The organism is Sphingobacterium corticibacterium, from assembly GCF_004208525.1.
In the GTDB taxonomy this organism is placed as follows: Bacteria; Bacteroidota; Bacteroidia; order Sphingobacteriales; family Sphingobacteriaceae; genus Sphingobacterium; species Sphingobacterium corticibacterium.
Map to the genome: position 1 here is coordinate 1 of NZ_SGIT01000001.1, position 23852 is coordinate 23852.

Here is a 23852-nt window from a genome sequence, read left to right on the forward strand (position 1 = left end):
TACTAATAGCCCGAAGCTTTCCGCGCCGGAAAGTTCCTTTGTTCCCTCGTTTTTTTCTTTTCTTTTCCGATGTATGTCATATGATGTCAATGGATATTTCCATTGGTAAAGATATTCAGGTGCCTATATCGGCGGTGTCTACCTCTTCCCATTCCGAACAGAGCAGTCAAGCCCGCCAGAGCCGATGGTACTGCCGTAAAAGGTGGGAGAGTAGGTCGGTGCCGAACCTTATACAGGGCCCCTGCAGTATATAACTGCAGGGGCTTTTTTCGTTTGTGAGAGACAAACTTCACATATTACTCGCTACTAATTACTACCTTTGCAGAAGATGGGGACTTTACTAGACAACGGTATCAAGCCGTATAATCATTATGGAGCATACTTAAAAGAGAAGTATGATGGGCAACGAGTGTTTAAGGTTATTGTAGATGGGAATTTCACTTGTCCTAACCGGGATGGAACAAAAGGCTATGGTGGCTGTACGTATTGCAATGTAGATTCGTTTACGCCCGATACCGCCCGTAAAATACCCTCTATACAGGAGCAGGTGCAGAATGGGATAACGCGAGCACGAAATTCGTATGGAGCAGAAAAATTTATTATTTATTTTCAACCTAACACCAATACCTACGCGCCTACGCATTTGTTAAAAATGATGTATGACGAAGCTCTAAGTATAGATTCCGAAAATACATTAGGTTTATCTGTGGGAACTCGTCCGGATTGTTTGGATTTTGAGAAAATCGCCTTGTTGGAATCTTATACTGACCGTTTTGACGTTGATTTGGAAATGGGGATGGAGTCTATTTATAATGATACGTTAGAAAAGATCAATAGAGGTTGTTCACACGACGAATTTCTTGCCACGATACATATGCTTCAAAATACAAAACTGGATTTATGTGTACATACAATTTTCGGTTTTCCTTGGGAGACGGAAGAAATGATGCTTCGGTATGCGGAGGAAATTAATAAACATCCTCAAATAAAGTTTGTCAAATTACACCATCTTCATATTGTCGAAGGGTCCATTATGGGGGTAAAATATAAGAGGGAACCGTTTAAGTTGTTTTCTATAGAGGAATACACGGATTTCTTGGCAAAATTCATACCCTTGTTACGTCCTGATATTATCATTCAGCGTATTTTTGGTATTGCAGATAAAGAACTGTTGATTGCACCTAATTGGGGATACCCAAAATCAAAAATACAAACACATATTGATAAAGGTTTAGAAAGCCGAGGGGTGAAGCAGGGAAGCCAATATATTGGGAATTATAAATGGGGCTAAAAATAATTTAGCCCCAGATCTATCTTCTATTTTTCAAGAATTGCTTTTAAGTTGGCAGGTGAATAATTGACGGATTTTAAAGTCTTATTATCTCCCTCTCTATACACTAAAAACATGCCGTCGATTTCTTTGTAATAAGAATTAACACCTTTAGCGAAGTAATGGGCTTGGGTCGCCTTTGCTTCTTCCTCTGTTTTACACGCTTTGCTCATATTCGAGCGCTGTACTTCTTCGAATAACGCATTGAATTTATCTTTTAACCCAAATTCCAATACAGCACCTGAAAGTACATATTGAATATCGCATAGTGCATCAGCTATTTCTACAATATCTTTGTCTTCAATAGCTTCTTGCAATTCCTTTAATTCTTCAGCGATTAAAGAAACCCGTAAGTTGCAGCGTATCTCAGACGGAATGGTTGGTTCCTCCAGGATAGGATGTTGAAAGGTTTTATGAAATTCAGCTACGGAAGTCAGTGTTTTAGGATCTGTCATATTTTAAAGTCAAAAGTTAAAAACCAAAATTGTCTAAAAATGGAGGAGTCTATTTAATGAAATGTTTTAACTGTATAAGTTCTTTCTCTTCCAAATATCTCCATCTTCCACGTGGCAAATCTTTCTTTGTTAGGTTAGCATAAACTACGCGATCTAATTTAATAACTTCATAACCCAATGATTCAAAAATACGTCTTACAACCCTGTTTTTGCCAGAATGGATTTGGATACCAATTTCATTTCTACTTCCCCCTTGTACATAGCTTATATCGTCAGGTTTGATGACTCCATCTTCTAATTCAATGCCAAATTGGATTTTATTAAAATCACCCTGTGTTAAATTTTTGTCCAACTCTACATGATATATTTTACTAATATTGTTTCGCGGATGGGAAAGCTTTTCTGCGAGTGCGCCGTCGTTGGTAAGCAATAACAAGCCTGTAGTATTTCTATCTAAGCGTCCTACCGGATAGATCCTTTCCTTTGTGGCTTTTGCCACAAGTTGCATAACCGTTCTACGTTCTTGCGGATCATCGGTAGTTGTAATAAAATCTTTGGGTTTGTTTAAAAGCACATAAACCATTTTTTCGCGTTTTAAGCGCTCGCCATTGTACTTTATCTCATCCTTTGCCGGATCTACTTTAGTTCCTAATTCTGTGACCACTTCACCGTTCACGGATACCACGCCGGATTCGATTAGTTCATCTGCTTTGCGGCGTGAGCATACACCAGCATTGGATATATAACGATTTAATCGGATTAAACCGTCATCTTTAGGTTCCGCACTAGCAATTTTCTTTCTAGGGTAGGATGGTGTATATGTATCTTTATTTTTGTATTTGTCTTTAGTTTTATTTTCGCCATCGAACCGATCAAACGATTTTTTACCTGACTTATCAAATTTGTTGGAACCACGATAGTTTCCTTTTTCGTCCTTTGAAAAAGGGCGGTCTGTATTCTTCTTTAGTTTATCGAATTTATTAAAAGAGCGATTGGAATCATCTTTTTTATTCTTTTTTTCAAACTTGCTAAAGGGATTTGATTTCTTGCTATCTTCTTCTTCAAATCTGGATTTTCTAAATTCATTCGTTGAAGACGACCGTGTTGAGCGACCATTTTTTGAGCGGAAGTTTTCGGAGTTACTTCTACTTTTTTTGGAGTTGTCGTCGCGACTGTTCCTTTTGTTATTGAATGGCATATTTGTAAAGTTTAGCTACAAAGGTAGTGTTTTTATCTGGTTCATAGAAAAAAATAATATTATCAAAAGATGTATTGGAATGGCATAGGCCACGTTTTTGTATTTACAGAGCATCTTCGTTCGATTATAATGGTTTGGAAAATTAGGGAAACCTTTGTATATTTGCAAGCTTAAATTGAACCAAGCTATCTTGATCGCTTTTAAGTATTGATCTTAATTTCGTGGATGGTAGCAGTAAGGGATTGAATGATAAAAAAAAGAGTACTGTGTAGCAGTATAGTATTGTCTGTAATGATTTTGTCAAAGCTATACTCCACGCCAAACTCAACGTCCGAAGAGGATCCTATACGGAAGGCCTTGTTGGAGCAGGTTGAGAAACAAAAAAAAGCGATAGCCTTATCGCCTGAGAAACAAAAGGAAGCATATTATCGCTCCGTAATGTTTGCTAATGAGCAGGTTCCTCTACACAACCCGTCGGTAGAGAAAAAATTTGAGAGATATTTAGCAAACTTTTCTTTCCGAAAGCAACAATCTTACGATTTGCATAAAAAAGCAGCAGCGCATTTACCGCAGATAGCAGCCATTTTAAAATCGTACGGGATTCCAGAGGATTTTAAATATGTTCCACTTGTGGAAAGTGACATGAATCCTCGGATAACGTCCCATAAAGGAGCAGGTGGTTACTGGCAATTTATGCCCGCTACCGCACGGCTTTATGGCTTGAAAGTTAATGGCAGTGTGGATGAGCGTAAGGATTTGATCAAATCTACACACGCCGCAGCACGTTATTTAAAAAGCCTATATAAAGAATTTAATGATTGGACGTTGGTAGCCGCAGCATATAATGTAGGAGGTGGAAGCTTAAAGAATACTATACGTCGTCAAGGGACAAAGGATTATTATAATTTACACTTGAATAGAGAGACAGGTTCTTATGTTTATAAACTAGTCTCGATGAAACAGGTTATAGAGAATCCTAACAAACATGGATATAAACGCTATGGGCAAACATATGATAGTTATCAACACACGAATGAACGAAATTTGCTATAATCTATAGATTATAAGTGATAATACGAAGAAAGACTTTCCTTTTTGGAAGGTCTTTTTTTGTTTGCACGTTCTATTACTTGAAAAGTAAAGAGTGATAAATGTCACTTTTTTATAAAAGATGTATCATTACAGTGTCATAAAAAAAAGGCTACCTTTACCTCCGAAATCAACTATTAGAGTATGCAGGTAGAGCAATTTAATTATGACAACAAGATTGTGCGAAACTTCGGGATCGCAACAATTATTTGGGGATTGGTGGGAATGTCCATCGGTTTACTCGTCGCCACGCAATTGATTTGGCCCGAGATGAACTTTCTAAATCAGTACACGACATTCGGTAGAGTGCGCCCCGTACACACAAATGCGGTTGTTTTTGCTTTCGTTGGGAACGCAATTTTTATGGGGGTATATTACTCCATGCAACGTGTTCTAAAAGCAAGAATGTTCAGTGATTTGTTGAGCAAAATTCATTTTTGGAGCTGGCAATTAGTTATTGTTGCTTCTGCAGTTACTTTACTGCTAGGTTATACTTCCTCGCATGAATATGCAGAAATGGAATGGCCAATTGACATTGCTATTACCTTGGTTTGGGTGGTATTTGGAATAAATATGTTCGGTACAATCATCAAACGCCGTGAACGCCACATGTATGTAGCGGTTTGGTTTTATATAGCGACTTTTGTAACGGTGGCTGTATTGCATATTGTAAATTCTATTCAGCTCCCGGTGAGTCTATGGAAAAGTTATTATGTATATGCAGGTGTGCAGGACGCTTTGGTGCAGTGGTGGTATGGGCATAATGCAGTTGCTTTTTTCTTGACTACACCTTATTTAGGTATGATGTATTACTTCTTACCTAAAATGGCCAATCGTCCTGTATACTCGTACAAATTGAGTATCCTTCACTTTTGGTCGTTGATATTTATTTATATCTGGGCAGGACCTCATCACCTTCTTTATACCTCATTACCATCATGGGTGCAGTCGTTGGGGGTTGTATTTTCCATTATGTTGATTGCACCGAGCTGGGGGGGAATGATCAACGGATTATTAACATTACGCGGAGCTTGGGATAAAGTGCGTACGGAACCCACGCTTAAGTTTATGGTGGTTGCATTGACAGCCTACGGTATGGCAACCTTCGAGGGCCCCTTATTATCGTTAAAACAAGTAAATGCAATCGCACACTTTACAGACTGGATTGTGGCACACGTACACGTAGGTGCATTAGGATGGAACGGTTTCTTAACATTTGCTGTCTTGTATTTTATCATTCCGAAAATTTATAAAACACCGTTATATTCGAAAAAACTAGCGAATGTCCACTTCTGGATCGGTACATTGGGGATTTTATTTTACGCTATCCCGATGTATTGGGCTGCTGTAGTACAGGGGCTGATGTGGAAAGAGTTTACGCCGGAAGGTGTATTGAAATATCCAAATTTCCTAGCTACCACCTTGGAGATTCTTCCGATGCATATGATGCGTGCTGTAGGTGGTGCGTTGTATTTAACAGGCGTTATAATTATGACGTACAACTTGATTAAGACAATGAAAGCTGGGAAATTGGTTGCCAACGAAGCTGCGGAAGCACCGGCGCTGGAACCTGTGGTGACAAGAGAGCCTACTCAACACCGTCGTTTGGAACGTAAACCTGTTTTATTCATGGTATTGGCCTTGGTTGCTATCCTTATTGGGGGTATTGTGGAAATGATTCCGACGTTTACGATTAGTAGTAATGTGCCTAAAATAGCGTCTGTACAACCCTATACCGCACTTGAGCTTCAAGGACGTGATCTATACATCCGAGAAGGCTGTGTTAACTGTCATTCGCAGACGGTTCGACCATTCCGTTCGGAGACTGCTCGTTATGGTGAGTATAGTAAAGCTGGAGAGTTTGTTTACGATATGCCGTTCCTATGGGGATCTAAACGTACTGGACCGGATTTGCATCGTCTCGGAGGAAAGTATCCGAATAAATGGCATTTTGACCATTTGTTGGATCCAACTATTACATCTCCCGGAAGTATTATGCCAGCTTATCCGTGGCTAATTGAGCAAACATTGGATAATAGCCTTTTGGATAAGAAGATGAATGCTATGCGTGTATTAGGTGTGCCTTATTCAGAAGAGGAGATCCAAAATGCTTTTACAAATTTGCAAAAACAAGCGGATGAAATAACAGCGGATCTAGCGGCAAATCAAGTGGAAGTTCGGTCTGATAGTGAAATCATTGCCGTGATAGCTTATTTACAACGTTTAGGGAAGGATATCAAGGCTGAAGCACCGCAAGCAGCTGATGAAATTGTATTGTCAGATAATTAAAAGAATGACTTATGTTTAAGCAGATAACAAATTTAAATGGAGATGAGATTTATTTAATAGCATCGTTGTGGGTCTTTCTGGTATTCTTTGTACTTGTGGCTTGTATGTTATTTTGGATGAAAAAAGATCACATCGATCACATGAAAGATATTCCTTTTGACGATGGGGAGTCGGAAAAGGAAAATGACCAATCATTGCAGAAATAGAGATTTATGAATACATTATTATTAACAGCCGATACCACTGCGACAACATCCGAATGGGCTTTTGGATCGGGAAATATATACAACGATATTCTTATTGTCGCCCTTATCGTCGTCATGATAGCTCTTTTGGCCTCAGCATTGGTCGTCAATAAGGCCATGAAATCAATTATTAATTTAACTATGCCACAGTTGGCGGCCGAGCAACAGGTAAAAAAAGTCAAAAAGATAAATTGGCAGGCTATCGTGTCTAAATTGTTGAGCTTGAGACCAATAGAAGAAGAAAAAGACTTGGAAATTGAGCATGAATACGATGGTATAAAAGAATTGGATAATCCTGTTCCAGCATGGTTTAATGCGCTGTTTTATTCTACGATTACTTTTGGTGTAGTTTACTTGCTTGTTTACCATGTTTTTGGATGGGGGCCCAATCAAGACCAAGAGTATCAACGAGAAATGGCATTGGCGGAAAAGGCGAAACAGGAATTTTTAGCGCAATCAGCTAATCTAATCGATGAAAGTACGATAGAAATAGATGCTACCGGCACATTGGCAGCATCGGGAAAGGCAATCTATATGTCGAACTGTGCCGTTTGTCATGGAAATGCGGGCGAAGGTGGAATAGGTCCGAACTTAACGGACGAATATTGGCTACATGGCGGCGATATTAAAGATGTCTTCACTGTGGTGAAATATGGTGTTCCAGAGAAAGGAATGGTACCTTGGGAGCAAACATTAACACCAGGGCAGATTGCGGAGGTAAGTAATTATATTATCACATTGGCGGGTACTAATCCACCGAATCCGAAAGACCCACAAGGAGAAAAAGTGGCTCCGAAAACCAATAACGAAACCACTGATGCTTCAGCCGAGCAGGTAGCAGCGGAAAATGAGGTATAAATAAATACAAATGCTATAATTTTTATTTAAATAATCATGGGAACAGTGGTAGATGGAAATAGTGCCCGTACAAATTCAGGGAAAGAAAAGCGTCAATGGATTTACGCCAAAAAGCCCGGTGGCAAGTTGTACAACTATAGACAGTGGGTAGGATATTCTTTACTACTGTTCCTTTTTATAGCCCCATTTATTAAGATAAATGGCAATCCATTTCTAATGTTCAACATCATTGAACGAAAATTTTCCATTTTCGGTTCAGTTTTCTATCCACAAGATTTGCATATTTTTGTTTTTGGTATGTTGATTATGATGGTGGGTATCGTTCTTTTTACAGCAGTTTATGGTAGAGTTTGGTGTGGGTGGACATGCCCACAAACCATTTTCATGGAACTGATATTCCGACGTATAGAATATCTTATTGAGGGTGATTGGATACAACAGCGGAAATTAAATGAGGGACCTGATTCCGATGCCAGAGCTTGGAAAAAGGTATTGAAGCACACGGTTTTCTTGGCCATATCTTTTTTTATATCGAATATATTCTTGGCTTATATTATTGGTGTTGATGCGTTGTACAAAATTATGACTGATCCAGTGGATAAACATATCATTGGCTTTGCGTCCATTATTGTGTTTACCCTTGCTTTTTACGCTGTATTTGCTTATGTGCGCGAAATTGTCTGTACAACGTTATGCCCCTATGGCAGGCTGCAAGGTGTATTGCTCGATGAAAAAAGTTTGACGGTAGCATATGATGTCAACCGTGGGGAACCCAGAGGGAAGTTGAAAAAAAATGATACGGAGCAAGGGGACTGTATCGACTGTAAACTTTGTATACACGTATGCCCAACAGGTATCGATATTCGTAATGGCACACAGCTGGAATGCGTTAACTGTACAGCTTGTATTGACGCGTGCGATACGGTTATGGATAAAATAGGAAAGCCAAAACGTCTTATCGGTTTTTATTCTATGGATGATCTATCTGAAGAGGGGAAAACAGGTAAGAAAAATAATACGCGTGCGATAGCTTATTCTGCTATACTCGTGGTGTTGACCATCGTATTTGGTTTTTTGTTGTTTAACCGTTCGGAGATAGACGGACGCTTATTGCGTGCAACCGGAAGTTCTTATCAGCTCCGGGAAGATGGAAAGGTGAGCAATTTATATACGTTGGAGCTATTAAATAAATCTGGAAAAGATATTAAATTTGATATTGAAAGTGTTGACGACAGGATTAACGTGCAAATGGTGAATAATATTCATGATTTGAAAAAGGAGGGAAGTGCGAAATTGAGCTTCTTCCTGTTGATGGACAAGGGAGAAATAGAGCAATATAAACAGAATGTCAAGGTGAATATCATTTCTGATGGAAAAGTAAAGGAGACTTTAAAAACAACCTTTATAGCTCCTCCAAGTAAAAAATAAGGATTAACATGAACTGGGGATTAAAGATCATATTAGGATTGGGGACTTTTATCGTATTTATTGTGAGTGCGGGAATATATATGGTGACTAAGAATACGGATACGTTGGAAGATGAGGATTACTATGAAAGAAGTTTATCCTATGATGAGGTTTACCAGCGGAAACAGAATTTATTAAATGATAATGCCCGCCCAACAGTTAGCGTTAAAAACGATACATTGTATATCACTTTTAGCGAACCATATAATCGAGGCAACCTTATCTTTAAGCGACCATCCGATAGCATGTTGGATATGTCATTACCATTTGTAACGGAAAGTCAGCATTACAGAATACCTGTGGGTAGCTTTACCAAAGGGAGTTGGCGACTGGAAATTTCTTGGCAACAAGGCGGAACACCTTATACTTCCGACCATAATTTATATTTTTAATAATGACCTATCACTATTTTGCATTTTTTATGGGACTTTTTGGTAGTGTACATTGTGCCGTTATGTGTGGTCCGCTATTGCTCGCTATAAATGGCCAAATGGGCTTGTCGTGGAAAGTGGTTTTTAATCGGTTACTTTATCAAATAGGGCGTATTCTTACTTATGGTATAATGGGGCTCTTTTTGGGAATCTTAGGAAGTATGGCTGTCGTACAAGGATGGCAAAGAGGATTAAGTATCGTCGTAGGTATTGGGCTCGTAATAATCGGTATGTTTTATGTCTTTGGGAAAAACACGCAAGCGTTAACTCGTTTTCAAACAAAGGCAGTACAACCGTTTGCGAGATATATGGGACGATGGCTTTATAGGCCGGGAGGCTCTTTTGTAGCTGGAATATTAAATGGTATTTTGCCTTGTGGTATGGTTTATATGGCTTTAGCATCAGCTATGAACGCTGATTCGTCAACAAACAGTTTTCTTTTTATGGTGCTTTTTGGTTTAGGAACACTGCCCTTGCTCTTTGTTTTCTCTTTTGCTGGAAGCTTTTCCAAACCCATTTTTAAACGTGGATTTAACCGTATAATACCTTTTCTTTATTTAATCATGGGCATTTGGTTCATTTTGAGAGGAGCGAACCTAGATATCCCTTATCTAAGTCCGCTACTACATGTAGATGGAGCGATTAATTGTGCTTAGCCATTATCTAATTATTCCGCGGTTTCCGTCGTTTCCTGCCATCCGCCACCGAGTGCTCTATATAAATCTACATAAGCTTCCAATTGTTTCTGTCTGATATCGACCAGTGCTAATTCGCTAGAGAGCGCGTTGCTTTGGGCAGTAATTACTTCGAGATAAGTCGCATAGTCACTCATAAACAACAACGATGCATTTCTAACGGCTAATTCAGAATTTTCCACTCTTCTTCTCGTCAATTCAATTTGCTCTTTCTGCTTTTCTACCGTAATAACCGCATTGGATACTTCGTGTACAGCTTCCATGACCGTTTTTTGTAGCTCCAATTCGGTCTTTTCGCGTTCTATTTTGGCAACTTCCCATTGGTTCTTTAATCGCCCATTTCTAAAAATAGGGGTGGTCAATCCGCCGGCAAATCCACCGAGTAACGCTCCGGGAATATTATACCAGTTTTTAGGTAACATAGCGTTTGTACCAAGAACACCGCTAAGCGAAAGCTGTGGATACCGCATAATCTGTCGTAAATTCATTTCCGCATTAGCAGCAATGAGTGCATATTCAGCACGCTTTATGTCTGGTCGATTCCTAACAATGTCGAGAGGAGCACCTAGCGTAATGCTGTTTTCCGTGTTCATTAAGCTGTCTATTTTGAAGCCTCTCGTCACCACATTTGGCATTTCACCTATCAAGACATTGAGTGCATTTTCCTGTAAGGCGATTTCTTTTTCCAATTCGGGGATCAATGACGCAGCAACTAGTCGCTGTGATTCCGTTTGCTGGATGGCTAATGCGGTGATTTCTCCGGCGTCATACTGTAACCGGATCATACGTAATGTACTGTCGTTAAGTAGTAAGTTACGTTTAGCGACCTCGATCTGAGCATCTAACATAATCAGGTTAAAATAACCTTTCGCAACATCTGCGATTAATCTGGTTTGAATAGCATTTTTTGCTTCGTAGGAATCGAGAAAATCTGATTTTAATGCATCTTGCTGATGAGCAATCCGGCCCCATATATCCAGTTCCCAGCTAAACTCTAATCCCGCACTAAATTGTGATTGGTATTGAAATAGATTATCGGGGGCCTCTTCTCCACTTTCGCTATACCACTTTGAAGACGGGTTGCTATAAAAATCCTTAGAACGAAATTGCCTATTTACGGTAGCAATATTACCGTCTACAGAAGGAAGGTATTCTAACTTGTTTTGTCTCAGGTTACGATTGGCGATTTCAATATTCTTTAAAGCTGTTCGCATATCATAATTGTTTACCAGTGCCGTATCAATAAGTGCGATAAGCTGTGGGTCATTGAAAAAATCACGCCAGGAAACCTGTGCGAAGGCAATCGTATCCTGTTGGTAGGTCAGTGTATCTCCCCGAAAATTTTCGGGAAGATTTAGTTCCGGTTGGACATATCGCTTACCGACTTTGCATGCAGATAAGCTGACCAATACTGCCGTAATATATACCAGTTGTTTCAGTGTCATAAGTTTCATGCGTTATTCGTCAGAAGATTTAAGTTTTTCCCTTACTTTTTCATCTAGTGCCTTAAAGACCATAAACAAGACAGGGATGATAAATATACCAAATATCACACCAGATAGCATGCCACCTGCAGCGCTAAAGCTGATCGAGTGATTTCCGATAGCGGAAGGTCCAACGGTCCACATTAAAGGGACTAGACCAGCGACGAAAGCAAGGGAAGTCATGAGTATGGGGCGGAGACGTAATTTTGCGCCCATGATGGCGGCGTCGTAAATACTTAAGCCTTTATTTCGCTGTTGTATGGCAAACTCAACAATAAGGATTGCATTTTTTGCTAATAACCCGATTAACATAATCAATCCGACTTGTACATAAATGTTGTTTTGTAAACCTACTATCCAAATCGTGGAGAATACACCAATTAATCCTACGGGAACCGACAGTAAGACCGCCCATGGAAGAATATAGCTTTCATATTGTGCTGCTAAAAGGAAGTAGATAAAGATGAACGAGAGTCCAAAAATAAGGATGGTCTGTGAGCCAGCCTGACTTTCTTCATAAGCCATTCCCGTCCACTCATAACCATAATTGGCGGGTAGCTCTGCGATAGCAAGTTGTTCAATAGCTTCCATAGCGTCTCCTGTACTGTAACCGGTAGCAGGTGTGGCATTTACAGTAATCGAGTTATACAGATTATACCGTGAAACAGATTCCGGGCCGATAACTTTATTTAGTGTCATTAATGTCCCCACAGGTACCATTCTACCGTCTTTATTTCGGACAAAAATGGAGTTTAGTGATTCTGGATCCGTTCGGAAATCAAAATCAGCTTGTAAATATACCCGGTAAGTTCTACCAAAACGGTTAAAATCCCCGCCATTTACACGGGCGAAATAAAGCCGGATGGTGCTCATCATTTCCCGAATGTCAACGCCAAGACTTTTTGCTTTGACGACATCGATATCCGCTTCAAATTGTGGAAAATTAGATTTAAACGTTGTGTATGCATTGCCTACTTCTGGTAGATTATTGATCTGACGAATAAACGTATCCGCTACGAGATCAAAGTCGCGAATATCTCCCCCCAAACGATCTTGCAATACCAGTTCCAATCCGGCAAATTCACCGAAACCCTGTACGGTAGGTCGAGGAAAGACTGTAAATGTGGCTTCATCGATTTGGGATAAGTCATTTTGGATGGTGTCCATAAAGGCATTGATAGATTTAATGTCTGTTCGCTCTTTATGTGATTTTAGGTTGATATAACCTGCTGCAAATGCAGGGCTAGCTCCTCCATCCAATGCGTTGAAGCCTGATACAGTTGTCATACCCGCTATATCTTCTCGTTTCTTTAAGATACTATCTGCTTTGCGCAATACAGCGGTAGTTCTGGATAACGAAGCGCCCGGGGGCATAGCCAACGAATAAGTTACAAAACTGTCGTCTTCTGTAGGGATAAAGCTTCGCGGTGTGTTCATCAAGAAGACTGCTCCAATAAGAGTGATGACAACTAACCCTAAAAAAGCTATTTTTTTATGATTTAATAGATACTTTACACCAGCAAGATATTTGGTGGTGAATTTATCAAAAGCTGTATTGAAGGCTGTGAAGAACCTTGTTTTATACTTTTGAAAAGTATTTAGTTTTTTCTCTTCCTCTATTTGTTGGGGATGTACAGGTTTTAGCAACAGTGCACATAAAGCAGGGGAGAGTGTTAGCGCATTCACAGCGGATATTAATATCGCTGTTGCTAGGGTATAAGCAAACTGTTGATAAAAAATACCTGCCGGACCTTGCATAAAGCCTACCGGGAGGAATACCGCAGCCATAACCATCGTAATGGATAGAATAGCACTTGTAATCTCGGACATGGTTTGGATGGTGGCTTCTTTTGCTTTCAAACCTGTCTCATGCATTTTTTGGTGAACGGCCTCAACGACCACTATGGCGTCGTCGACCACGATACCAATAGCGAGAACGAGTGCAAACATCGTGAGTACATTCAACGAGAAACCAAAAAGACTTAGAAAGAAAAACGTACCGACGAGAGATACCGGAATGGCAATAGCGGGTATCAATGTGGAGCGGAAATCTTGTAAGAAAATAAATACAATGATAAATACCAAAATAAAGGCTTCAAAAAGTGTGTGCTTTACTTGGTTGATAGATTCGTCTATTTGATCGCGTACACTATATGATATTTCGTAATGCATCCCTTTTGGAAAAGCTACCGATATCTCCTCTAGAACTTTTCGTACTTCTTGGTCGATCGCGTGCGCGTTCGAACCACTGGTTTGTGTAATATTAAGGGTTAAACCAGGATAACCGTTCACCTTGTTGTCGCTATTTAAGTTTGTTGCGCCAAACTCAATACGTGCAATATCTTTTAGATAGAGGACAGATCCATCAATATTGGTCTTGATGACCATATTTTCGAATTCTTCGGGCTGCGAAAAACGTCCTTTATGTCGGATAACTGTTTCGAAAACCTCATCGGTAGCCTCCCCAAACTTGCCGGGAGCCATCTCAAAGTTCTGATCACTTAAAGCCTTTGTGATATCCTGTGGTACTAAATTATATAGTGCTAATTTTTCGGGATTCAACCAAACACGCATGGAATAGTCCCGTGCACCAATTCTAGCTACCTGTGCCACGCCGTCTACCCGTAAAAGCGGGCGGATCATATTGATCTGTGCATATGCCTGCAAGAAGGTCTCGTCATAAATGGAATCTTTATGATCAGAGTATAAATTTATAGTCATGATAGCCCCACTCTGTCTAGGCTGCACGGTTATACCATTCTCGTTTACTTCTGCCGGAATAGTGGATATTGCTCTGGAAATACGGGTTTGTACATTCACCGATGCGATATCAGGATTGGTGCCCGTTTTAAAAAATACTTGTATACTCCCCGATCCCGAGTTGGTGGCTGTAGACCGGATATAGGTCATGTCTTCTACACCATTAATAGCTTCTTCAACAGGTAACAAGACACTCTCTGCTACGGTTTCGGAATTCGCTCCCGGATAGCTCAAGGAGACCACTACGCTGGGAGGTGCAATTTCGGGGAACCTACTGATGGGAAGTATCATCATCCCTACTAGACCCAAAATGACTAAAATTAAGGATACTACGGTGGCTAGCACCGGTCTATTTATGAATGTTTTTAACATTGAATGTACTTTTTAAAATCAATCTGATGAGAGGAGATTGTGAGTGAAGAGAGCATTCGCAATTATTGGGCAATAGGTGTTACTACAGAACCGTCCGTAATTTTATCAATGCCTGAAAGTAATACCCGATCACCGATGTTTAAACCAGAGACAATATAGTTATCTCTACTGGTACCTTCGATTTTAATGGAACGTCGTTCCACTTGGTTCTTATCATCCAAAGTATACACGAACGTTCTATCTTGCAGTGAGCTCGTTGCAACCTGCGGAATTTGGATTACACCTTTTTTTGTTTCTGAAATTTTTAATGTTCCTGTACTACCATTTCTTAAGATATTATCTTCATTCGGGAAAGATGCTCTTAACGATATAGCACCTGTTGTTCTATCGACCTGACCATCAATGGCGTCTACAATACCTTTCTTCTTATATTGTTCACCATCCGCAAGAATCAAGGTGGCTTCGGGAAACACAAGTCTGTTTTTTGAATTTTTGATGCCTAGTAAACTATCTTCCCGTGCTTTTATTTTTGAAAAATATAAGAAGTCCGATTCATTCATCGAGAAATAAACATATACTTCCTGCACATCCGACAATACGGTCATCGGTTCTCTGTCACCTTTTGAAACAAGGTTTCCTATTCTTTTCGGAATCCGACCAATATAACCACTAACAGGAGCTGTTAGAATTGTAAATTCTTTGCTAATTTCAGCGTTTCTTACCTCTGCAGCAGCTTGATCAAGTGAGGCTTTGGCCACATCGTAGTCTGACATTACTTTCCGTAGTCTAACTTCTGATATGACATCATTCTCCACTAAAGGGCGTAACCGCTCTACCTCCAATTTCGCATTTTCCAATCTTGCTTTCGCAACATTTTGATTCGCAAGCGCGTTATTAAGGCCTTCCTGATAAACCGAAGCATCTATTTTAAATAAATTTTGGCCCTTTTCTACGTATTGACCTTCGTCCACGTATATTTGCTGCAATATACCCTCAACTTGTGGGCGAATTTCTACATTTACTTTGCCTTCAATGGTTCCTAGGTAATCTTTTACCGTAACCGCATTACTTGTATCAACTGTGTGTACCGGTAAAGCTAGGGGTTTATTCGTCGTATCTTCTGATTTGCTTGTGTTACAGTTTGTGAAAGTAGCTACGCCGACTCCCGCCACTAATATGTATGCTATTTGTTTTAACATTGAATTTTTTATACTCATCTTCTGTATTATATCTTTTACATCTGTCTTTATTTGTAACGGTTTAGTTACAGGTGTATGCAATTATAACGTTTTTTATATAAAATAGTTGCTCGTTTAACAATTCTTAACTAATACAATGGTTCGGTTAATTCCGACAAAAAACCTATTTTTATTGGACATTGATCAATATATGGAATTTATACAAGAATTGCTCCAGTTTTTAAAACAATGGTATTGGATACCTATTGTTTTTTTATATTTGGGGGTACTTAGCACTATTTTAATTGAGAACAGGAATCCCACTAAAACCCTATCTTGGATTTTGGTTATCATTTTCCTGCCTGTTGTCGGCTTGCTGATTTATTATTTATTTGGACAGAAATTCAATAAAGTTAAACGTCTCAAACGTGTGAATGATGCGCAAATGAGGCGTTTGAAGAAAGAATGGCAGCGTTTGGAGCCCTATATGGAACAGAATATTGTCCGTATCACTGATCGGATAGGAACGCTTTCGCGGGTGTTTACTTTCTTGAAAAATGAGCGTGTGTCATCACCGACGACCGGAAACAGCGTTAAACTGCTCATCAATGGTGAAGAAAAGTTCCCCGAATTCCTGAAATCCTTGCGGGAAGCCCGTCATTCGATTCATTTAGAATATTATATTTTTGAGGTAGATACAATTGGTAAGGAGGTTCTGCATATTTTGGAAGAGAAAGCCAAAGAAGGCGTTTTTGTGCGTCTATTAATTGATAGCATTGGCTCCCCGGCTTTGGTAAAATATTTATCGCGTAGAAAAGATTTAAGTTTTGAATACCATCATTTTTTTCCGGTAACTTTTACATCTATGGGGAATAGTAATTACCGAAACCATCGTAAGATTGCTGTCATTGATGCAGAAATAGGGTATATTGGGGGAATGAACATTTCCGATCGGTATATCAATGATCCTGCAAATAGTACCGCCGTTTTTTGGCGAGATACTTCCGTAAGAATTGAAGGGCCTGCAGTGACTATGCTTCAAGTCGGTTTTTGGAATTCTTGGAATTTGGCGGATGGTACACCTTTTCAATTGAGTGAGGGGTATCTTCTCCATCAAATGCCAAACATAGAAAAGAAAGGAAGTGCAGCAGTTTCCTTTGTGGAAAGTGATCCGGGGTCGCTAGGGCCTTTTAATATGGAAGCTATTCTTGTGGGATTGGGTGAGGCCGACAGGAAAATCCAGCTCGTGACACCTTACTATGTGCCGAGTGATGAATTAGCAACGGCTCTAAAGGTTGCAGCGGCGTCGGGTTTGGAAGTGGAATTGATGTTGCCCGAGAAATCAGACTCTTTTATCGTGCAGCATGCCAGCCTTTCGTTTATTAAACCTCTTCTAGAACGAGGGGTCAAAGTTTATTTTTATAAGAAAGGCTTTATCCATGCTAAAACAATCAACATTGATGGGAAGCTTTCTTACATCGGAACAGTCAATCTAGATACACGTAGTTTTTATATCAATTATGAAATTGCCGCCGTAATCTCCGATGATACTGTTTGTAGACAATTAGAAGAGCAATTTGAACGTGATAAAGAAGACTGCGAACGCATGACTTTGATAGAATGGAAAAAACGAAACGTATGGAAACGTGGACTTGATTCTGTATGTCGTTTGCTCGCTCCATTGTTATAAGGTGTTAAACATGGGCGCAAAACATACATTTTCAGAAAAAAAATAGATAACTTTAACTCCGCGAAAAAACTGTATATTAATGAAGAAGCTTTTTATTTTCTTATTTATTACCTTTCTCATATTCGGATCAAGAAATGGATTTGCCCAACAACTACCCGCTATACCTATTAATACAGTGGTAGAGCGCGTACAAAAATATTTTGGGGTGTACCCGGTGGAGAAAGTACATTTACATTTTGATAAACCTTACTACGCTGTTGGAGACACCTTATGGTTTAAAACATATTTACAGCATAATCTATTTGAATATACCCCTAGTAAGATTATTTACGTGGAGATGTTAACGAGCAAGGACTCGTTGATACAAACGCTGCGTATACCTCTTACGGACAATAGTGGAAAAGGACAATTAGTGTTAGATCCACAGTTTATTGCACAAGATAATTATCGTTTTCGGGCATATACAAAATGGATGGCAAATTTTGATAATGCTTATTTCTATAATAAGATTGTGCCGGTGGGGGACGCTATTAATAAGAAATTAGGTGCGGAGATTACATATACACCCGATGGCAACAACAAAACGAAGGCCACAATACAGTTTAGGAATAGAGAAGGTAACTTGTTGGGAAGGCGAAAGCTGACCTGGGAGGCTATTGATGGTTGGGATCCATTTAGTAAAGGTAAAGGGGAGACGGATGATATGGGACGGGTAACCATCAATCTCACCATAAAAGATAAGGAATATCTGAAAAAAGGAAGACTTAATGTAAAAATTGACGGAGATAAATTAGAGCCGGCTTTAGTAGGTAGTTATCCCTTACAGCATGCGTTATGGGATGCTGATGTCCAGTTTTTCCCCGAGGGGGGAGACCTCCTTGCAGGGGTGGCTAAGAAACTAGCTTTTAAAGCAGTTAGCTCTACTGGAAAAGGCATAAAAGTGCAAGGTAAGATCTTGGATAGCAAGAAGAAAGAAGTCGCATCTTTTAATGACATTGCATTTGGTATGGGAGCAATCGACTTTATGCCTATTGCGGGAGAAAGTTATAAGGCGACTGTATCTTTTGAAAATGGAGAGCAACGGACATATGATCTTCCGGAAGTCAAAACAGAAGGGATTAACGTGGTGCTGCACAGTGAAGATGATGCTTCGCTGCAGATGGGGTTAATTGCAAATGACACCTTTTATGAAAAGATGGCAAATCAGCCGTTCTATGTTTTAGGGCAATCGAATGGTCATTTGGTGTACGCTGCACAGGCTACTTTAAAAAATTCGTCGGTATTGATTAGCCTTCCGAAAGATAAACTCCCCAATGGTATCGTGCAGCTGTCGATTATGCAGCCTGATGGGAAACTGTTGAGCGAACGTTTAGTGTTTAATCAGTCTCAACCATTGCTGAACATAGATGTAAAAACAGATAAATCAACCTATGCAAAAAAAGAAGGTGTAAAGTTGACAATTCAGGTTCCTATCATGGACTCGCTGAAAAGTAATTATTCGGTATCGGTGATTGATGATGTGAAGACACCTTATGACGATGATCAAGAATTGGGGATTTTGAGCAACTATTTACTAACTTCAGATCTTAAGGGATATGTAGAACAACCAAACTATTATTTTAATGAAAAAAATGAAAAGCGAAAGGAATCACTAAATGTGTTGTTAATGACTCAAGGATTTAGACGGTTTTCGTATGATGATTTAATTGCCGAAAAGCTTCCTCAGGTTCAATTTATGCCAGAACAAGGAATTACGCTTTCAGGTATTTTACGGTTAAATACGGGACGTCCTCAGCCTAATGGAGGATTGTTATTATCTATTCCATCGAGAAATATACGGAAGGACGCCTATACAGATAATCAAGGACGATTTGCCTTCGAAAATTTGGTATTCTCCGATTCTTCTAAAGTAACCATAAACGCTCGAGGTAACGATAACTTTAGAAACTTGGTTATCAATATGGACCAGACTTATTTTCCGGGAATCGATCAAGGAAATCCCTATGCAAGTGACAATGTGCAAAATATTGATCAAGAAATGAAGGCTTATCTAAACAATAGTAAGAACGAATATAGAACTTCTATTTTGATAGATGAAGTCCAGGTTACGGGCATTCAGCGGAAAATGGTCACTAGTAAAGAGTTTTCGTCGCTATCTGGATTGTCGATGCCAGAACATCGCATTGAGGGTGAACGTCTTTCGGGTTGTAACGTACTGACCATGTGTTTGACAACCATGTTGACAGGTATCACGTATGATAATCAGACGTTGAAATACCATGTTACAAGGAACTATAATCAGGGGAGTCGAGTGCCGGTTCAGTTCTTCTTAGATGGCATGCCCATCGATGAACCTGCTCTAAATTCTATTATTCCTTCAGAGATTGAGGCTATCGAGATTTTTTTACGGGATGAATTGGGAACGGTCAGCCGTATGTATCAAAATGATGGTGTTGTTTCCATTATGACGAAAAAGAAAGACCAAAGTAAGCAACCACGTATGTCGTTGGCTGAAATTGAAAGTATGTTGCCGAAGACAAATGTGATTGATATGGTCCCTCTTGGTTATGTAAAAGAAAGACAGTTTTATTCACCAAAATACGATACCCCGGATAGTAAAAATACAAACGATTATCGAACGACCATTTATTGGAATCCAGATGTGGTCTTGGGTAACGAGGGCAATGCTACGTTAGATTTTTATAATGGTGATGGTAATGGTAGATATAAGGTGGTTGTGGAAGGACAGGATAATACAGGTGCCGCCGGACGAGCTGTATATTATTATAATGTGAAATAAGCGAGCGAATTTTCATCACATTAGAAACGGCTTCTCTCTTTAAGTTCAAGAGGGAAGCCGTTATTTTATTCAAGCTCTTTTACTTCAACCCGAACAGCATATGACCTAGGCCGAACTCCTCGTCCATATTTAATAGCATAATGTTTGGTAAACTCGGCACCAAAATATAAAATAGCCGCGGAATAATACACGAAACTTAGCAAAATTATAATGGAGCCGGCTGCTCCAAACGAGCTTGCGGTAACATTCGAAGATAAATACCAAGAAATAAGTGATTTTCCTAATAAAAAGAGTAAAGCTGTGAAAATCGCCCCCCACAATACATCCCGGAAGCGAGTCTTGGCATCAGGAAGAAAAGCAAATACACAAGCAAATAAGGTTGCAATAATTAAAAACGATACACCGGTATTGATTAGGTTAATCATCTGGAGATTGATGTTTGGAATATATTCACTCAAAAAGTCACCCACTTTGCCCATTAACAGTCCGATTACACTACTGAGGATTAAGGAGACCATAAGAAGAAATCCCAAACCTAAAATCATCGAGAAAGAAAGAAGACGGTCTATAATAATTTTCAACCAACCTTTTTTAGGCTTGACTTTAATATGCCAGATTTCGTTGATGGAATTTTGTATATCGACAAATATCGTTGTAGAAGAAAAAACAAGTACACCGATACCGATGTAAAGTCCGATACTGTTTTTACTATCCAAAGATATTTTTTTAATTGCGTTATCCAACATATTGGTGATATCTGGCCCAAAAAGTTGATTAAGTTCCGTCATGATCTCGTCGCGTGCACCCGTTGGGGAATCCATTTGGCTGCCATAAAAAAAACCTAATGCCCAGATTAGGATTAAAATTAAGGGACCAATGGAGAATACCGTATAATACGCTAAAGAAGCACTTTTTTTAAGACATTTATCATTAAGGAAACTATTGATAGTATCTAATAGCAATTGTCCAAACCCTTTTAGTTTTTGCCAAGGTGTTTCTTTCTCCATACGTATAGTTTTTGTTTTAATGTTCGTATAGTCGGTTGATTATAGTCTCTGTATTTTTTAGAATAACCTTTCGTTTCAGACTCAACTTCGGTGTCAGTTCGCCGTTATCGATCGTCCATTCTTTAGATAGCAATTCAAATTTTTTCACTTTCTCCCACTGTCCGAAACCCATATTCAAGCGATCGATTTCCCGCTGGTATTTTTCGATGATCTGTGAATCTTTAACGATCTCTTCTTTCGAAACAAAAGGTATGCCCTTATGTTTGCACCATTTTTCCAGTTCCTCGAAAGCAGGTACAATAAGTGCTGCAGGAAAACGTTGATTTTCGCCAATGATCATGACCTGTGCGATCAACGTAGATTCCATCAGCTTGTTTTCTAATGCTTGTGGAGCAACATACTTGCCTCCCGCAGTTTTAAACATTTCTTTTTTCCGGTCGGTGATTTTGAGAAAACCATCAGGTGTAATTTCACCGATGTCGCCGGTATGTAAATAACCTTCTTCATCAATAGCTTCCCGGGTAGCTTCTTCATTTTTATAGTATCCCGGACTAATGCTGGGACCCTTAACGAGGATCTCCCCGTCATCTGCAATTTTTACATCTAGATTCTTCAATACTCTTCCTACAGTACCAAATTTAACGTCGGTATCAACATGGGAGTTGACAGCTATTACGGGCGATGTTTCCGTTAGACCATAACCCTCTAATACTTTAATATCTGCAGCCCAGAAGATACGGCCCAATCGTTCTTGGAGAGCAGCACCTCCTGACACGATTAGTTTGATATTGCCCCCGAGCGCATCTCGCCATTTGGAGAAAATCAGTTTTCGGGCTATCGCTAACTTCAAATTATAGAAGAAGCCATTTTTGAGAGGTTCTTGATATCTATGTCCGAGTTCTACTGCCCAGAAAAATAGCGCTTTTTTTATGCCGGTTAATGCTTTCCCTTTTTCGATTATTTTATCGTACACCTTTTCTAGAACCCGTGGTACAGTGGTGAAAATTTGCGGTTTTACATCATTGATATCGGCCACGATATTATCTAGGTTCTCCGCATAGTAGATTTGGATACCTTTGGAAAGATATATGTAAACCACCATTCGTTCAAAAATATGGCACAGTGGCAGAAAACTTAGTGCAGTAGTGGTGTCTTTTGGGACAAGGTGCTGACAAGCTTCTACATTGCTGATAATGTTTTTATGTGTTAAAAGCACGCCCTTGGGTTTTCCAGTCGTGCCGGAGGTATAAATGAGTGTAAGCAAATCGTTGCCTTGCACCGCATCTCTATAAGGTTGCAGATCAATATCTTGTTGGGCGCCCAGATCAATAAGTTCTTGGTAACCTGGCTTGTTCGGTACATCATCAAAAGTATAAAGCTCAATGGACAATTGCTGTTCTTGGACAGCTTGTTCTACTTTTTGGGCCAATTCCGTATTGCTCGCAAAGAGCAATTTTACTTCGGCGTTATGAAGTATAAAAGAAAGATCTTGGGCCGATAACGTGGGATACAATGGAACGATTGCTATTCCAAGCTGATTACAGGCGAAATCTACAATATTCCATTCAGGGCGGTTTCCGGACATTAACGCGACCTTATCCCCCTTTTTTAATCCTTTGGAAAGAAGAGCTTTGCTCAAATTGTTGGTGAGCGTCATAAAACGCTCGCTCGTTACAAGTTGCCATTCTCCATTCCTTTTTCCCGCAACCATACAGGTATTGGTGTCTGTCGATGTGTATCCATCTAAGATATCAAACAATCTATTTAGCTTACTCATATGTTGCGTCGTATTATGAGGTTTACAATTTGTTTTTCCCTATACTAAGATAACGTTTTATCCATAAAAGTGCGAATATCATACCAAACTTAACGGAAAATGATAACAGAATTTAACTTTTGAACGTTTAAATAAAATATTACTTTTGACGTACGTAAAACTTAGTATAATATTCATGAAGAAAGCAAATTGGCTGTTATTGACATTAGGGATTATTTTATTTTCATTTGATACATCATGGGCGCAATTGAATAGCCAGCATGCTGTGGGGGGACGTTTTGGAAGCGCCACAGGGTTTAGTTACCGTTATACGTTGTCAGATGATAGGGCTGTAGAAGGAATTCTCAGTATACAGAGCAATTCTAAATCAAGACGCTTCCGAATGGTAGGGCTTTATCAGTATCATAAACCGTTGGCAGAGAATTTTACTTGGTTCTATGGATTTGGGGGGAGTGTGGGAAGTTTTCGATACAAATCTGAGGTTACGCAGACAACGAATTCAGATGGTTCCGTTACAACTAGACGTACCGACCCGAAATCGGAGCTAGCGTTGAGTATAGATGGTATCGTTGGTATAGAATATAATATCCCGACTACACCACTTTCTGTTTCGCTGGATGTTAAGCCGTATTTTGACTTTTTACAAGAGAGCTCCATACGGCTAATCGATCCGTTTGGTTTGACTATTCGTTATAAATTTTAGCGTAGAGTTTAAAGGTATGCGTGC

General features: G+C 39.5%; 18 protein-coding genes and 1 rRNA gene. 12 read left to right on the forward strand and 7 right to left on the reverse strand.

The annotated features are described in order from the left end of the window. The first annotated feature begins 115 nt into the window (after positions 1-115). Positions 116-227: ribosomal RNA gene (gene rrf / locus EWE74_RS00005) — 5S ribosomal RNA — on the forward strand. Between the two features lie 101 nt (positions 228-328). Further along, positions 329-1291, forward strand: coding sequence for a TIGR01212 family radical SAM protein (locus EWE74_RS00010; RefSeq protein WP_130139500.1), 963 nt, complete (start codon positions 329-331; stop codon positions 1289-1291). A gap of 26 nt (positions 1292-1317) precedes the next feature. On the opposite strand, the gene EWE74_RS00015 is transcribed toward EWE74_RS00010, so the two are convergent. Both EWE74_RS00015 and EWE74_RS00020 read right to left on the reverse strand, forming a co-directional pair. Next, complete coding sequence (locus EWE74_RS00015) at positions 1318-1785, reverse strand: pyrophosphohydrolase domain-containing protein (protein WP_130139501.1); 468 nt, start codon at positions 1783-1785, stop codon at positions 1318-1320. Positions 1786-1834: 49 nt separating this feature from the next. Continuing rightward, positions 1835-2983, reverse strand: coding sequence for a pseudouridine synthase (locus EWE74_RS00020; RefSeq protein WP_130139502.1), 1149 nt, complete (start codon positions 2981-2983; stop codon positions 1835-1837). Between the two features lie 291 nt (positions 2984-3274). On the opposite strand from EWE74_RS00020, the gene EWE74_RS00025 reads away from it, so the two are divergent. The 7 genes from EWE74_RS00025 to EWE74_RS00055 all read left to right on the forward strand — a co-directional run bounded on the left by EWE74_RS00025 (position 3275) and on the right by EWE74_RS00055 (position 10018). Continuing rightward, complete coding sequence (locus EWE74_RS00025; RefSeq protein ID WP_239018504.1) at positions 3275-4036, forward strand: lytic transglycosylase domain-containing protein; 762 nt, start codon at positions 3275-3277, stop codon at positions 4034-4036. 180 nt (positions 4037-4216) lie between these two features. Further along, positions 4217-6361, forward strand: coding sequence for a cytochrome-c oxidase, cbb3-type subunit I (gene ccoN, locus EWE74_RS00030; protein WP_130139504.1), 2145 nt, complete (start codon positions 4217-4219; stop codon positions 6359-6361). 11 nt (positions 6362-6372) lie between these two features. Further along, the gene (locus tag EWE74_RS00035; RefSeq protein WP_130139505.1) at positions 6373-6567 is read left to right on the forward strand and encodes a hypothetical protein; all 195 of its coding nucleotides are present in this window, start codon (positions 6373-6375) and stop codon (positions 6565-6567) included. 6 nt (positions 6568-6573) lie between these two features. After that, complete coding sequence (locus EWE74_RS00040) at positions 6574-7464, forward strand: cbb3-type cytochrome c oxidase N-terminal domain-containing protein (protein ID WP_130139506.1); 891 nt, start codon at positions 6574-6576, stop codon at positions 7462-7464. Positions 7465-7500: 36 nt separating this feature from the next. After that, positions 7501-8892: a cytochrome c oxidase accessory protein CcoG gene (gene ccoG, locus EWE74_RS00045; protein WP_130139507.1), complete on the forward strand. Its 1392-nt coding sequence runs from the start codon at positions 7501-7503 to the stop codon at positions 8890-8892. An 8-nt stretch (positions 8893-8900) separates the two neighbouring features. Further along, positions 8901-9323 (forward strand): FixH family protein, encoded by a 423-nt coding sequence (locus EWE74_RS00050; protein WP_130139508.1) that lies wholly within the window; start codon positions 8901-8903, stop codon positions 9321-9323. A 2-nt stretch (positions 9324-9325) separates the two neighbouring features. Further along, the gene (locus EWE74_RS00055) at positions 9326-10018 is read left to right on the forward strand and encodes a sulfite exporter TauE/SafE family protein (protein WP_130139509.1); all 693 of its coding nucleotides are present in this window, start codon (positions 9326-9328) and stop codon (positions 10016-10018) included. Positions 10019-10029: 11 nt separating this feature from the next. Here EWE74_RS00055 and EWE74_RS00060 read toward each other — a convergent pair whose 3' ends face one another. From EWE74_RS00060 to EWE74_RS00070, 3 genes are all read right to left on the reverse strand, one after another. After that, positions 10030-11502 (reverse strand): efflux transporter outer membrane subunit, encoded by a 1473-nt coding sequence (locus tag EWE74_RS00060; RefSeq protein ID WP_239018505.1) that lies wholly within the window; start codon positions 11500-11502, stop codon positions 10030-10032. Positions 11503-11514: 12 nt separating this feature from the next. Next, positions 11515-14673 (reverse strand): efflux RND transporter permease subunit, encoded by a 3159-nt coding sequence (locus tag EWE74_RS00065; protein ID WP_130139511.1) that lies wholly within the window; start codon positions 14671-14673, stop codon positions 11515-11517. A gap of 62 nt (positions 14674-14735) precedes the next feature. Next, the gene (locus EWE74_RS00070; protein ID WP_239018506.1) at positions 14736-15872 is read right to left on the reverse strand and encodes an efflux RND transporter periplasmic adaptor subunit; all 1137 of its coding nucleotides are present in this window, start codon (positions 15870-15872) and stop codon (positions 14736-14738) included. Between the two features lie 136 nt (positions 15873-16008). Between EWE74_RS00070 and cls the strand changes: the two genes are divergently transcribed. Further along, on the forward strand, positions 16009-17541 hold the full coding sequence (gene cls / locus EWE74_RS00075; RefSeq protein WP_239018507.1) for a cardiolipin synthase: 1533 nt from the start codon (positions 16009-16011) through the stop codon (positions 17539-17541). A 79-nt stretch (positions 17542-17620) separates the two neighbouring features. After that, the gene (locus tag EWE74_RS00080) at positions 17621-20341 is read left to right on the forward strand and encodes a carboxypeptidase regulatory-like domain-containing protein (RefSeq protein ID WP_130139514.1); all 2721 of its coding nucleotides are present in this window, start codon (positions 17621-17623) and stop codon (positions 20339-20341) included. 65 nt (positions 20342-20406) lie between these two features. On the opposite strand, the gene EWE74_RS00085 is transcribed toward EWE74_RS00080, so the two are convergent. Beyond that, on the reverse strand, positions 20407-21348 hold the full coding sequence (locus EWE74_RS00085) for a YihY/virulence factor BrkB family protein (RefSeq protein ID WP_130139515.1): 942 nt from the start codon (positions 21346-21348) through the stop codon (positions 20407-20409). Between the two features lie 16 nt (positions 21349-21364). Next, positions 21365-23125 (reverse strand): AMP-dependent synthetase/ligase, encoded by a 1761-nt coding sequence (locus EWE74_RS00090; RefSeq protein ID WP_130139516.1) that lies wholly within the window; start codon positions 23123-23125, stop codon positions 21365-21367. Positions 23126-23300: 175 nt separating this feature from the next. On the opposite strand from EWE74_RS00090, the gene EWE74_RS00095 reads away from it, so the two are divergent. Continuing rightward, positions 23301-23828 (forward strand): hypothetical protein, encoded by a 528-nt coding sequence (locus tag EWE74_RS00095; RefSeq protein ID WP_130139517.1) that lies wholly within the window; start codon positions 23301-23303, stop codon positions 23826-23828. Positions 23829-23852 lie beyond the last annotated feature (24 nt).